This window comes from Actinomadura sp. HBU206391 (assembly GCF_014323665.1).
In the GTDB taxonomy this organism is placed as follows: Bacteria; Actinomycetota; Actinomycetes; order Streptosporangiales; family Streptosporangiaceae; genus Actinomadura_C.
Map to the genome: position 1 here is coordinate 1 of NZ_JABVEB010000153.1, position 13,568 is coordinate 13,568.

The 13,568-nt window shown below is 67.4% G+C and carries 12 protein-coding genes; 10 read left to right on the top strand and 2 right to left on the bottom strand.

The annotated features are described in order from the left end of the window. Both HKK72_RS28205 and HKK72_RS28210 read left to right on the top strand, forming a co-directional pair. Positions 1 to 1,471 (top strand): beta-N-acetylhexosaminidase (locus HKK72_RS28205; protein ID WP_187237470.1); only part of this gene is annotated, 1,471 nt, incomplete at its 5' end. 869 nt (positions 1,472 to 2,340) lie between these two features. Then, complete coding sequence (locus tag HKK72_RS28210) at positions 2,341 to 2,751, top strand: fasciclin domain-containing protein (protein ID WP_261987275.1); 411 nt, start codon at positions 2,341 to 2,343, stop codon at positions 2,749 to 2,751. A 264-nt stretch (positions 2,752 to 3,015) separates the two neighbouring features. Here HKK72_RS28210 and HKK72_RS28215 read toward each other — a convergent pair whose 3' ends face one another. Next, on the bottom strand, positions 3,016 to 3,870 hold the full coding sequence (locus tag HKK72_RS28215; protein WP_187237472.1) for an ATP-binding protein: 855 nt from the start codon (positions 3,868 to 3,870) through the stop codon (positions 3,016 to 3,018). Positions 3,871 to 4,112: 242 nt separating this feature from the next. Between HKK72_RS28215 and HKK72_RS28220 the strand changes: the two genes are divergently transcribed. From HKK72_RS28220 to HKK72_RS28255, 8 genes are all read left to right on the top strand, one after another. Further along, positions 4,113 to 6,401: an ATP-binding protein gene (locus HKK72_RS28220; RefSeq protein ID WP_315987478.1), complete on the top strand. Its 2,289-nt coding sequence runs from the start codon at positions 4,113 to 4,115 to the stop codon at positions 6,399 to 6,401. Positions 6,402 to 6,788: 387 nt separating this feature from the next. Beyond that, a complete protein-coding gene (locus HKK72_RS28225) occupies positions 6,789 to 7,706 on the top strand; it encodes an AfsR/SARP family transcriptional regulator (RefSeq protein ID WP_187237474.1) in 918 nt (305 codons plus the stop codon). After that, positions 7,703 to 8,170, top strand: a complete 468-nt coding sequence (locus HKK72_RS28230; RefSeq protein ID WP_187237475.1) for a S26 family signal peptidase — start codon at positions 7,703 to 7,705, stop codon at positions 8,168 to 8,170. The genes HKK72_RS28225 and HKK72_RS28230 overlap by 4 nt, the downstream gene beginning before the upstream one ends. A 149-nt stretch (positions 8,171 to 8,319) precedes the next feature. After that, positions 8,320 to 8,526: a hypothetical protein gene (locus tag HKK72_RS28235; RefSeq protein ID WP_187237476.1), complete on the top strand. Its 207-nt coding sequence runs from the start codon at positions 8,320 to 8,322 to the stop codon at positions 8,524 to 8,526. A 27-nt stretch (positions 8,527 to 8,553) separates the two neighbouring features. Further along, positions 8,554 to 9,090: a MauE/DoxX family redox-associated membrane protein gene (locus HKK72_RS28240; RefSeq protein ID WP_187237477.1), complete on the top strand. Its 537-nt coding sequence runs from the start codon at positions 8,554 to 8,556 to the stop codon at positions 9,088 to 9,090. A 13-nt stretch (positions 9,091 to 9,103) separates the two neighbouring features. Further along, positions 9,104 to 9,646: a TlpA family protein disulfide reductase gene (locus HKK72_RS28245; RefSeq protein WP_187237478.1), complete on the top strand. Its 543-nt coding sequence runs from the start codon at positions 9,104 to 9,106 to the stop codon at positions 9,644 to 9,646. Beyond that, a complete protein-coding gene (locus HKK72_RS28250) occupies positions 9,643 to 11,610 on the top strand; it encodes an ABC transporter ATP-binding protein (RefSeq protein ID WP_315987479.1) in 1,968 nt (655 codons plus the stop codon). The genes HKK72_RS28245 and HKK72_RS28250 overlap by 4 nt, the downstream gene beginning before the upstream one ends. A gap of 145 nt (positions 11,611 to 11,755) precedes the next feature. After that, entirely contained in the window at positions 11,756 to 12,727 is a 972-nt protein-coding gene (locus HKK72_RS28255; RefSeq protein WP_187237479.1) for a DMT family transporter, read from the top strand. On the opposite strand, the gene HKK72_RS28260 is transcribed toward HKK72_RS28255, so the two are convergent. Then, positions 12,721 to 13,568, bottom strand: an 848-nt coding sequence (locus HKK72_RS28260; RefSeq protein WP_187237480.1) for an aminotransferase class I/II-fold pyridoxal phosphate-dependent enzyme, incomplete at its 5' end; no start/stop codon positions are given. The two genes, HKK72_RS28255 and HKK72_RS28260, sit on opposite strands and share 7 nt — an antisense overlap.

The following is a 13,568-nucleotide window of genomic DNA, read 5'->3' on the forward strand; positions in this document are numbered from 1 at the left end:
GACGGTTCCCGGTGAACCGTTCAGCCTGACCCGGGACACCAAGATCGTGGTCGCATCGCGCTCCCGCGAGGTCGACGGCGTGGCGGCATCCCTGGCCGGGATGGTCCGTCCCTCGACCGGGTATCGGCTACCGGTCGTGTCGGGACCGGCCGGCTCGCCACATGCGATCTCCCTGCGCCTGGCCGCGCTTCCAGGCTTCGGCGCCGAGGGTTACCGGCTCGATGTGACGCACCGCGGCGTACGGATTCAGGCTCCGACCGCGGCGGGTCTGTTCTACGGCGTCCAGACGCTACGGCAGCTCCTGCCTTACAAGGTCGAGAGCAGTAGCGTCCGGCCCGGCCCGTGGACGGTTCCCTCTGTGCGGATCGCCGACCAGCCTCGGTTCGGCTGGCGTGGCGCGATGCTCGACGTGTCCCGGCATTTCTTCACGGTCGGGGAGACGATGCGGTACATCGACGAGATCTCGATGTACAAGATCAACGTTCTGCATCTGCATCTCAGCGACGACCAGGGCTGGCGCATCGCCATCAACGGCTGGCCGAGGCTCGCGACGTACGGCGGCAGCACCGAGGTCGGTGGCGGCCCGGGCGGGTACTACACCCAGGAGCAGTACAAGCAGATCATCGCCTACGCCGCGAAGCGTTTCATCACCGTTGTTCCGGAGATCGACATGCCGGGGCATACGAACGCCGCGCTCGCCTCGTACGCGGAATTGAACTGTGACGGGAAGGCACCGCCGCTCTACACCGGCACCGAGGTCGGCTTCAGCTCGCTGTGCGTGGACAAGGACATCACCTACAGGTTCGTCGACGACGTGATCGGGGAGCTGGCGAGGCTGACGCCCGGCCCGTACATCCACATAGGCGGTGACGAGGCGCACAACACTCCGCTCACCGACTACGTCTCGTTCATCGACCGCGTGCAGCCCATCGTAAAGGCGCACGGTAAGCAGATGATCGGCTGGAACGAGATCGCGCAGGCGAACGTGCAGCCGAGCCCCGCCACCCTGGCCCAGAACTGGAGCATCGCCGACGGGACCACACCGGAGAACGATCCGTTGGCGACCGCCGCCGTGCAGAAAGGGGTCAGGCTCGTCACCTCGCCGGCCAACCATGCCTACCTGGACATGAAGTACGACAAGGACACGCCGTACGGCCTGAGCTGGGCTGGGTACGTCAATGTCCAGAAGTCCTACCAGTGGGATCCCGCCACGCTGTTCACCGGCGTGGCCGAAGGCGACATCCGCGGTGTCGAGGCGCCGATCTGGAGCGAGACCCTCACCGACATCGACGAGGTCGAGTACATGGCCTTCCCGCGGCTCCCCGGGATAGCAGAGATCGGCTGGTCGCCACGACAGGGCCGGTCATGGGACGAATATAGGACGCGCCTCGCCGCCCAGGGCCCACGCTGGACGGCCATGGGCGTGGACTTCTACCGCACTCCGGAGATCCCCTGGGACCAAGCCGCATAGCCCCATGACCGTTTCTGGTCTTCAGCCGAGTCGCTCAGGGCGGGTTCCTTGGATCCTCACGCCGGATGGGAAAGAATTCGCTCGTCATCGGCGGTCGGCTTCGCCGTTTGATGACTATTAGAATTCGCGCGGTCTGGCTGTTGTTACTTGCCGCGGTCATTCAATTCTTTCATCTATCGGTGCCTTCCGTACGTGAAGGGCCTGAATCGCGGCTCGATGCGTCATTAATGGTGCCGATCTGGACACGGGTGGGGATAGGCGGGTGGGATAGGCGGTGAGCGCCACATGGCAGCGGGGCCGGCGGCCGCGGTGGCCGAGTCGGCCGTGGTCACCGCACTGGTTGTCCGGTCCGGACGAAGGCTGCCGGCGCTCGGGAGTCGAGCGAGTGCCGCCGAGCGGTTCCTGGGACACGCCCGTCGGCATCCCTCCGGGTCCCTCCACGCACCTCGAGGGTGAACCGGTTCGCCAAGGACAGGGCACACCAGGCAAAGCCCGGCCACGCGAAGCGCACCGTTGGCCAAAAACCCCATCTGTATCGACGGCTCCCACGCATCCGGGCAGGTCAAAGCGGGCAGATCCCCAATTGTCGGGAATGCGTGGGCGCAAGACCGAGGCTTCTCCCTCGCACCGGCAGGGTCACGGGGCGTGGCACGTGATACCGGTCACCGTCACGGGACCCACATCACACGGGAGGAATTATGAGAAGACCTGTTGTCCTACCAGTCGTCGCATGCCTGGCCCTGGGCACCGCCGCCTTCTCCGGATCCGCCGATGCGGCGGCGACGAATGCCGTGCCCGGAGCATCGGCTGCCGCCGACCCGATCGGACCGGCCTGCTCGTCCATACCGAGAAGTGGGAGCTTCTCCAGCATGGCGACCGAACCCCTCGTCACCGCCGCCTCCAACAACCCAGCGTTGTCCACCCTGGCCAGTGCGATCAAGGAAGCCGGCCTGGCGGACAAACTCAACACGGTGAAGGACATCACGATCTTCGCGCCGACCAATGACGCATTCGCCAAGATCCCGAAAGCACAGCTAGACAAGATCCTCGCGGATAAGAAGACCCTCTCGGATATTCTGAACTACCACATCGTCGGCCAGCGGCTGACACCTGAGGCGCTGTCCTCCGGCACCTTCAACACGCTTCAGGGCGGCACGATCCGTACGACCCGCTCAGGAGACTCGTACAGGGTGGGGAACGCCAACATGCTCTGCGGCAACCTGCCGACCGCCAACGGCACCGTCTACATCATCGACTCCGTGCTCATGCCGCGGGGTTGACGCCGAAGCGTTCGCGCAGAGAATGAAGACGGCATGACTCAGCGGTTCAAGAAGGCCCCTTCCGTGAGCGAAAGGGGCCTTCCGCCTGCTCCCGCCTCCGCGTACAGCCAGCCCCCGAAGCCCGCCACCGGGACCGACGTCACCAAGCCGACCGCCCAGCGCAGAATGGCGCGGCGAGACGGTGGCCTCACCGTTCCTCCTCGCCTCGGCGCCGCGGTGCCGACACCAGGACGACCAGACCGGCACCGGCACCGGCAGGCGGGTTCAACGTGCGTCGCGCCGGGGGAGTCGGAGGGTGAACCGTGCTCCGCCGGTGGGTGGGTTGTCGATGGTGAGGGTGCCGTGGTGGGTGGTGGCGATGTGGCGGGCGATGGCCAGGCCGAGGCCGGCGCCCCCGTGGTCGCGGCTGCGGGCGTGGTCGAGTCGGGTGAAGGGTTGGAAGATGCGTTCGTGGTCGGCCTCGGTGATTCCGTCTCCGTCATCGGTGACGGTCAACTCGGCATCGTCGCCGCTTCGGCTCACCCGGATGCGTACGGTTTCTCTGGCGTGGCGTTGGGCGTTGTCGAGCAGGTGGGTCAGGAGGTTGATGACCTGGTTGGGGACGGCGTTCACCATGACGCCTGGCTGGAGGCGTGGCTGCATGGTGTGCTGGTCGGGGCGTGCGGAGAGTTGGGCGCGTACCAGTTCGGCCAGGTCCAGTGTCCGCCGTGCCTCGGGTACGCCGGTGCCGGTGTCCGGGCGGGCCAGCATGAGCAGGCCGGTGATGATCTCCTGCAGCCGGTCGATGTCGTTCAGTGCCTGTTCGAGCAGGTGGTCCAGGTCGGTCTCCGCCGGATGCAGCTGGGCCTCCTCGATCCGCAGCCGCAGCCCGGCGATGGGGGTGCGCAGTTCGTGTGAGGCGTCGCGAACGAACCGCCGCTGCTGATCGACCACCCTCTCCAGCTGCCCCTTGGCCTCCTCCAGCCGGTCCAGCGTGGTGCCGATGGTGCGGGCCAGATGTGCGTCCTTGTCCTGGCCGGGTGGCTTGATCCATCCCTGCTGCGAGCCGAGCGCCGTGAGATGGGCCCCGACCCGGTCGGGGGCGACCGCGGGCGGCCACTTGGGCTGGTGCGGAGACATTGCTCGTACCTCGATCCTCGGTGAGCGCGGTGAAGTCCTACCGGTGAGCAGCCTTGCCGAGTACGAGCCCAGGCGGCGCGTGGGAAGTACCCGAACAGGTACCTATCGCCCGCGTTCAAGATCGCGTCGTACGGGTAGTGGATCTTCATGAGGAAGCGTGGCTCTCTGCAGGTCAGGCGTAGTGTGAGGGGGAGATGCCTGTATCCGTGTCGCGTCAGCTCCGGGGGAATCTGCCTGTTGAGGTGACGAGCTTCGTGGGCCGCCGGCGAGAGTTGTCGGAGGCGCGGCGCCTGCTGGGGCGTACGCGATTGTTGACGTTCACCGGGGTGGGCGGGGTCGGTAAGACACGGCTGGCACTGCGAGTCGCCCGCGACGCGCGACGGACGTTCGAGGACGGGGTTTGGCTCGTGGAGCTGGCCCCGTTGCAGGACGAGGAACTGCTGCCCCAGACGGTCGCATCGACGTTGGGGCTCGCCGACCGGTCGGCGCGGTCGGCGTTGGACTGCCTGGCGGACTTCGTCGCCGACAAGCGGTTGCTCATCGTCTTGGACAACTGTGAGCACCTGCTGGATGCGTGCGCGTTGCTGGCGGGCAGGTTGCTGGGGACGGCGGACGGGGTGCGGATTCTGGCGACCAGCCGGCAGCCGCTCGGCATCGGGGGAGAGATCGTTTTCGAGGTGGCGCCACTGTCCGTTCCAGCGCCCGACCAGCCGATGCCGTCGTACAACCTCGATGAGTTCGAGGCGACGCGGCTGTTCATGGAACGGTCAGCGGAGGCCGTGCCGGAGCTTGTCGTCACCGACGGTGCCCGGCGGGCGGTGATGCGGCTCTGTCAGCGGCTGGACGGGATTCCGCTGGCGATCGAACTGGCGGCGGTACGGCTGCGATCGTTGTCGCCAGAGCAGATCCTCAAACGTCTCGACGATCGCTTCCGGCTCCTGACGGGTGGTGATCGCACGGCTTCCCGACGCCAGCAGACCTTGCGGGCGGCGATCGATTGGAGCCACGACCTCTGTTCGCCTGGCGAGCGGACGCTGTGGGGCCGGCTGTCGATTTTCGCCGGAGGGTTCGATCTGCAGGCCGCGGAGGACGTATGCAGCAGCGATGCGATCCCGCCCGAGGACATCTACGACCTCGTGGCCGGCTTGATCGATAAATCAATCGTGGTCCGGGAGGATCACGGTGGTGGCGTGCGATACCGGCTGCTGGAGACGATCCGCCAGTACGGCCGGACGCTGCTGGCCGAGTCCGGTGAAGAGGAGCTGCTGCGCCGGCGGCATCGCGATCACTACCAGCAGATGGTCATGCGCTCAGAAGAGGCATCATGCGGCCCGCACCAGCTGCGGCACTATGAGCTCCTACATCTGGAACATGCCAACGTGCGGGCCGCCTTGGACTTTTGCCTGACCGAGCCCAACGGGGTGCCGGCGGTACTGCGGATCGTCACCGCGAACTGGCCTTACTGGATCTTCTACGGAATCTTGGGCGAGGGCCGCCGCTGGCTCACCCTGGCGCTGGAGCAGGATCAGGCGCCGACGGCCGAACGGGCCAAGGCGATGTGGGTCGCCGGTCGGTTCGCCCTCCATCAGAGCGACCTGGCCGGGGGCCTGGCGCTACTGCGGGAATGCACGGCCCTGGCGAACCGGCTCGGTGACGCGTCCGCCGAGGCGCATGCCACGGAGTTGTTCGGCATGGCGGCGCTGCTCCAAGGAGATTACTCCCGCGCGATCGCCCTGCAAGAAGACGCATTGAATCGCTACCGCGCGATCAGCGAACCGCCCGGCGGGTGGGGGGCAGAGGTGACCCTTTACCTCTTGTCTTTGGCGGCCGCGGCATCCGGGGACCTCGACCGCGCCGCCGCATTCGGCGAAGAGTGCCTCACAATATGTGAGCTTCACGGTACGGATCTGTACCGGCCTGTCGCGCTTTGGGCGCTCGGTTTCGAACGGTACCGGCGTGGCGAGCTGCCGCAAGCCGCTGCACTCATCGAGGAGAGCCTGCGGCTCCAGCGATCCATCCACGACCTGTGGAACACCGCTCAGTGCATCGAATCGCTGGCCTGGCTCGCGGCAGCGGACGGCCGGCATCAGCGGTCGGCCCGGCTCCTCGGCGCAGCCCATACGATCTGGCGATCGCTGGGAAGCTCGATGCCGGACATTCCCCCCTTCGCGGATTTCCACGCCCCCTGCGAACGTCGACTACGTGGGATGCTCGGTGACGAGGCGTTCACCACGGCCTTGGAGCAGGGCGCCGACCTGACCCTCGACCAGGCCATCACCTACGCACTGAACGAGAAGACCGCCGTCTCCGCGCGACCCGAGCAGGCGCCTCGTACCCCTACGGCACTCACCCCCAGGGAACACCAGGTCGCCGAACTCGTCGCCCAAGGTCTGACCAACAAGGACATCGCGGCCACTCTGGTCATCGCGCAACGCACCGCCGAAGGCCACGTCGAACACATCCTGGAAAAGCTGGGCTTCACCTCACGAGCGCAGATCGCCTCCTGGGCCACGAGCCACAACGCACACTGAGCCTTCAGACGTGTCCGCGACCAGACAGGCGTCGTCATCCGACGCGGGTCGGAGGTCGTGCCCGCACATGGGGGTGCGGTGGGACCGGCCCTCACGGCGAGGTGAGCGGTTCGGTTTGGTAGGCCCCGGTGAAGCAACGCCAGGAAGGACGGCGCCTCAGGCAAGGCACAGAGCCGATCCGGTGTACCGGCACACCCGGCGTCCATGAGTTCGTGACCACGCCCCCGGCCATATCGCCGGCCGGGACTGGTGACGCGGCGATCTTCGGCATAATGACGCCTCCAAGGCGATTCGGCGTGCTGTTAGGGCTCGAGACGCGTTCAATCGCGCGCATGGTCTGCATCGTCGATTGGAGGTTGACCGACCCATAACTCTATATCACGAGATATGTGTGTAACCAGCGGATGGGGTGTATTGTTTAAAACTCCCTATAATGAGATGCTCGCTATACCGACAATCTTTACGGTGACGGCTATTGTCGAGGTGATCCCACTGGTTGCCGTTGAGGGCGTACGCGCGAACTCTCACGAGGAGTCCATAAAGTTCCTCCTGCTCGGGCCGCCAGAGGTACGGTGGCGATGCGGACGGGTATGGTTTCGCGGGCACCGGCAGCGTGCGGTTTACGCCGCATTGGCGATGGGTGCCAATCGGGTCGTGTCCATTGATCGGCTGGTCGATGTGGTGTGGGGCGATCGGCCGCCACCGACCGCACAAGTGCAGATACAAAAGGTGGTATCGGAGCTTCGCCGGCTATTGATCGATCCGGCGGACGAGAATGAGCGGATCGTCACGGCCTATTCGGGATACATGCTGCGCGCCGAGCCGGGTGAGATAGACGCCGAGGTGTTCAAGCACGAGGTTCGACTGGCCTCGTCCGCCGCCACCCGCCGTCGCATGTCCGAGGCCGCCACCCATTTCCGCGCCGCGCTCTCTCACTGGTTCGGGCAGGCGCTCGACGGCGTACCCGGACTCGCCGCCGACGCGATCCATCTGGAGGAGCAACGGCTTGCGGCGCTGGAGGACTGTATCCGCACCGAGTTGCAGCTCGGCAGAGAGGGGAAGGTCGCGCCAGAGCTGGAACAGTTGATCACCGCGCATCCCTTGCGTGAGCGACTGCGCATGCTGCACATGGTCGCTCTGTGCAACTGCGGTCGGCGGGCGGAGGCGCTGCGGGTCTACCACGACACCCGCAGGGTGCTGCGCGAAGAGCTCGGCATCGAGCCGAGCTCGGAACTGAGAGACGTCGAACAGGCCGTTCTGTCCGGGGCGCCGGCGGTTCAGCTGGCGTTCATGGTGGCACGTTGAACTGGTGGGCCGGTGCCCTGGCGGGCATCGGCGTGAGCACGGCCGTCGCCATCACCATGATGCGGCGCTCTTACCTCATCGTCACGGTGAAGGGGCGCAGCATGCATCCGACCCTCGTCGAAGGCGACCGGGTGCTGGTGCGCCGGGGCTCCACGAGAACGCCGCGGCGAAACGACGTCGTGATTCTGCGAAAGCCGCCCGGGCCCGGTCGCGAGGCGTCGCCACCACATGACCCCCCGACGCGGGGGGAGTGGAGCATCAAGCGGATCGTGGCGACGCCCGACGATCCCCTTCCGGAATCCGTCGCGAAGGCCTGTGGCCAGGCGCCCGGGACACCGGTGCCGGCCGGCCTCTTCGTGGTCCTCGGAGACGCACCCAACAGCTACGACTCTCGGGCCTGGGGGTACCTGGCCGCCGAGAACCTGCTCGGCGTCGTCGTACGGCGCCTCACCACGTCTCGGTGACCACGGTAGTGACGCGGTAGGCGGGCGGTAGCGACACGGTAGAGGCGCTTGTGACGCTACGCGAGGCGGTGCGCCATGGACCGTTCCGCGGGGCACCGCCGCAGGCGCCTCGCCCGACCGGGCGGGGCCGGCGATCCGATGGGAGACACATGATCGGAAGACTGAACGCACTGGGTGACCGGATGCTCGGGCTCGTTCTGCCGAGTGCGAGCGCGTCGGCCGACATCTGCCCGGGCGCGTACATCGGCAGAGGCGGCAGCTGCGAGTACTACTGCTACCGGTGGCGTGACCGCTCCGCGAGGTACCGGTCATGCGACGGTGGTCCATGCCAGATCACCTGTTACGACTGCTGCTGACCTCGGTGGCCATGCGACAGGGATGAGATGGAGTACGTGGCCCTGGCCGGCCGATGCGTCATCGGCTCGGTCTTTCTGATCGCCGCGGTGGGCAAGCTGCGCGACCGCTCATCACGAGATGGATTCCACTCGGCCGTGTCCGCGGTCGTGCCGGGCGTGAGGTTCGCGCGGCTCGGTCTGGTGGTGCTCGCCGTCGAGTTCACCGTCGCGATCCTGGTCGTCCCGGCGGCCACGGCCGGCTGGGGTCTGGGCATGGCGGCCGGCACGCTCCTCGCGTTCAGCGTCGCGCTCTGGTCGGTGCTGCGCCGGGGGGTGCCGGTCTCCTGCCACTGCTTCGGGCGGTCCGCCATGCCGGTGAGCCGTGCGCATGTGCTGCGCAACACGGTGCTTCTCGCGATCGCCGTGGCCGGTTCGATCGCCCATGCCGACGCGGCCGACGTGGCTCTGCACCCCGGCGGGGCGGTGATCGCCGTCACCGGTGCGCTGGTGGTCATCATCGGGGTTCTGTTCACCGACGACCTCGCGTCGCTGTTCGCACCGACCTCGAGGTCGTCACGGATCTGACAAGGAGTCCGGAGTGCCCTTCCTAGTCGCCGGCATGGTCTTGGTCGGGTTGATGTGCGCCGTCGACCTCTTGCTCACGATGGCGGTGATCCGCCGGCTGAGGGAGCACACGGAACAGCTCGCGGACCTGCGGGGCGGTGGCGATCCGAGCCGGTCGCTGCTGCCGGCGGGGTCACGGCTCCCCACCTTCGAGGTCCGATCGGTCGACGGTGAAGTGATCGATAGTGAGACGAGCGGGCATGAGCTCGTCGCATTTCTGTCCACGGACTGCTCGGTATGTCTGGAGGAGTCGCCGGAGCTGGTGCGCTTCATCCACGCGCAGCGCATCGATCGATCCGCCGCCGCGGTCGTGGTCATCGGCGATGACGGCCCGCAGGCACAGCACCTGGTCGATGAGCTGCGGTCGGTCGCGGGAGTGATCCGCGAACCCTGGGACGGCCCGGTCGGGCGGGCGTTCTCCGCGCAGGTGTTCCCCGTCTTCTACCTCGTCTCGGACGGAGTCGTGCAGGGCGGTTCCATCTCGATCGGTGGATTGAACCGGTCGGTCCGCGCGTGATCGGTCAGGCGCGGAACCGGGCTGAGCGACTCCACTCCGTCGGAGAGGCCGGTTCGGCGGCCGGCGGGCTGTGGCGACGGACGGGTGCCGCGTGGACGCTGGTGTGGCGCGCCGGGCCGGGGTACGTGCTCACCTCGGCGGTGCTCGCCGTCCTGTCGGGACTCTGGCCCGTCGTGGCCGCGTGGTTCACGAAGCTGATCCTCGATGAACTGAGCGGCCAGGAACGAGACGCGACATTCGTGTCCGCGCTCGCGGGCGGGCTGGCCTTCACCGGGCTGCTGACCGCGACCCTGCCGCATCTCAACCGCTATGTCGACGTGCAACTGCGCCGGCGGATCGACCTGCTCGCCCGTGCCGAACTGTTCGCCGCGGTGAGCCGATTCACCGGGCTGGCGCGCTTCGAGAATCCGCACTTTCACGATCGGCTGAGGTTGGCCGAGCAGGCGGGACAGACGGCGGCCATTCAGATCATCCTGCCTGGGCTCTCGATGCTGCGGGCGGTCATCACGGTCGCGGGATTCATCGTCACGCTCACGGTGCTGAACCCGGTCATGACCGCGGTGGTGCTGATCTCCGCGGCGCCGGGGGTAGTCGCGGAACTGATCCTGAGCCGGCTCCGGGCGGGTACCGCATGGCGGATCAGCCCTCTCGGCAGGCGACAGATCTTTTACACGCGGATGCTCACGAGTCTGGACACGGCCAAGGAGGTCCGTCTCTTCGGACTCGGCGAGTTCCTCCGGAACCGGCTGACGACCGATATACGGGCCGCCAACGAAAGCGAGCGTGCGGTCGACGTACTCGAGCTCAAGGCGCAGACGTGGCTCAGCGCGCTCAGCGCGATGACGGCGGGCGCGGGGCTGATCTGGGTGGTGACCGGAACCGCGGGGGGACACCTTTCGATCGGCGACGTGGCGGTGTTCATCGCCGCGGTGGCCGGTGTGCAGACGGGACTTGCACAGGTCGTCGGGCACCTGGGCGGGATCTACGAGGCACTGCTGCTCTTCGGCCACTACCGCGAGGTGGTGAGCGCGGAGCCGGACCTTCCCCTGCCGGTCGCGCCGTCGGCCGCCCCACCTCTGCGGCACGGCATCGAGCTGCGCGACGTGTGGTTCCGCTATGACGACGCCCACCCGTGGGTCCTGCGTGGAGTCGATCTCCTGCTGCCGCACGGTGCCACGGTGGCGTTGGTCGGCCTCAACGGTTCCGGTAAGTCGACGCTGGTCAAACTGCTCTGCCGGTTCTACGACCCGCAGCGGGGAGCGGTCCTGTGGGATGAGAAGGACATACGTGAGATCGATCCCGGCAGCCTGCGAGAACGGATGGCCGCAGTGTTCCAGGACTGCGTCGCCTACGACTTCACTGCCGCAGAGAACATCGCCGTCGGTGACATATCGGCGCTGACCGATCAGGAACCAGGTCAGGGACGGCATCAGGGACCGGATCAGAGATCGAAGCAGGGACGGATACGCAGGGCCGCCGAACTGGCCGGGATCGATGCCACGCTCGCGAATCTCCCGCGCGGGTACGACACGATGCTGAGCCGCACTTTCCTCGACCACGGTGAAGATGATCCGGCGGTAGGCGTCCTGCTGTCCGGCGGCCAGTGGCAACGGGTGGCACTCGCCCGGGCCTACCTGCGGGAGGACCGGGACCTGGTCATCCTCGACGAGCCGAGCGCCGGGCTCGACGCCGAGGCCGAGCACGAGCTCCATGCGGATCTACGACGGCACCGTGCCGGGCGGACCAGCCTGCTGATCTCCCATCGGCTCAGCACCGTCCGTCAGGTGGACCTCATCGTGGTCCTCGCCGGCGGGCGCATCGTGGAGCAGGGAACGCACGCCGAACTGATCGCGGCGGATGGCGAGTACGCCCGGCTGTTCGCTCTTCAGGCGGACGGTTACGGGCTGGATGACGAGATTCCGGCTCGTTCCGCCAGACCCCGCGGCGGCCAGGTCCGGTCATAGCTTGATCTTTTACATTCTCGGCCGCATCCGTAATTCTCTACATGGACGTGTCTCGCCTGCATCACCCCTCGCAGGCGAAGAGCTGCACCGGGACGCCCCCACAAGGGACGGTCCGTAACGCATTGCTGAACCTTCCGGAGGAGACATGACGCAGCGGCAGCGGCCCAAGGTCGTCGCCCAGGCCGACTCGGGTGCTGGAAGCGCGGCGGGCTCCTGGTGGATTTCGGCGATGCCGTCGGTGTTCGTGCTGATGTGGAGCAGCGCGTTCATCGCCGGGGTGATCGGGGTGGACGCCGGACCGCCGCTGCTGCTGGTGTTCGCCAGGTTCTCCATTGCCGGGGTGGTGCTGGCCCTGGTGGCCCTGGCGACGCGGGCACCGTGGCCGCGTGGCCGACTGCTCGGGCACATCATGGTCACCGGGCTGCTGATCCAGGCGGTGCAGTTCGGCGCGTTCTACGTTGCGTTGAACACCGGGCTTCCGGCGGCCGTGGTGGCGCTGATGCAAGGCCTCAACCCGATCGTGGTGGCACTGCTGGCGACCGTGGTGTTGGACGAGCGGCTCGGCTCGCTGCAGTGGCTCGGCTTCGCGCTCGGTGGCCTCGGAGTGGCGCTGGCGGTGGCGGGCCGGGTGAACTTCTCCGTCGGCGGGCTGCTGCTGTGCATTCTCGGGCTGCTCGGCCTCAGCGTCGGTACCGTCTACCAGAAGCGGTTCTGCCCGAACATGGACCTGCGCTCTGGTACCGCCGTGCAGTTCTTGGTGAGCGTGGCGCCGATCGGGGTGCTCACGCTGGCACTGGAGCAGCCGAGGGTGCACTCGTGGAGTTCGTTCGGAGCGTCGATAGCCTGGATCGTGCTGGTGAACTCGATCGGGACCTTCGTGCTGCTCAACCTGATGCTGCGAAGGTCGGCGGCGAGCAAGGTCAGCGCGCTGTTCTTCCTGACTCCCGGGGTCACCGCCATGCTGGCCTGGGTGCTGATCGGTCAGCACCTGAGCGCGCTGGTGGTCACCGGTCTGGTCGTCGGCGGTGCGGGCGTATTGCTGGCCACGCTGAAGCCGAAGAGCAGGCCCGGGTCGCCGGCGGAGGCCGGCCCCGAACCGGTGGCCAAGGGTCAGTAACGGCCCGTACGGGTGCGGAGTGCGGCGGCCATCCGGTCCAGCGCCTCCTTCAGGATCTGCGGTGAGGTGGCGAAGGACAGCCGTACATGTCCCTCCCCGCCGGGCCCGAACGCCGACCCCGGCGTGACCGCGACCCCCGCCGCCCGGAGCAGCCAGGCCGCGAAGTCGGCCGAGGAGGCGAAGCCGGTCCCTGAGATGTCGGGGAAGGCATAGAACGCTCCGTCCGGGTGTGCGCACCGCATGCCGGGCAGCGCGTCCAGCCCGTCCACCAGGAGCGCGGCCCGCGCCGCGTACTCCGCCGTCATGGCGGCGACATGGTCATCCGACCCGGTGAGCGCCGCCACCCCGCCGGCCTGCACGAACGACCCGGCACAGCCGGCAGTGTGCTGCTGTGCCTTGACCAGTTCGCCGACCAGTCCGGTCGGGCCGGCCAGGTACCCGAGCCGCCAGCCGGTCATGGCGTGCGCCTTGGACAGGCCGTTCACGGTCAGCGTCCGCTCGGCGCAGCCGGGCTGCGCTGCCATGCTGAGGTGCGGGCGACGGTAGCGGATCATCTCGTATATCTCGTCGGTGATGATGATCAGGTTGTGCTCGACGGCGAAGTCCGCGATCTCACGGGCCTCTGCGGCGTCGAGGGCATGACCGGTCGGGTTGCCCGGGGTATTGATCAGGACGGCCTTGGTCCGGTCGGTGAGGACGGCCCGCAACGCCCGCCCGGTGATCTGGAATCCCCCGGTGGCCGATTCCGACCCCGCTCCGGGCGGGGCCGACAGCCGGGTCTCGGCGAAGACCGGCCTGGCTCCCACCAGCCGTGCCATCTCCGGATAGCTGACCCAGCATG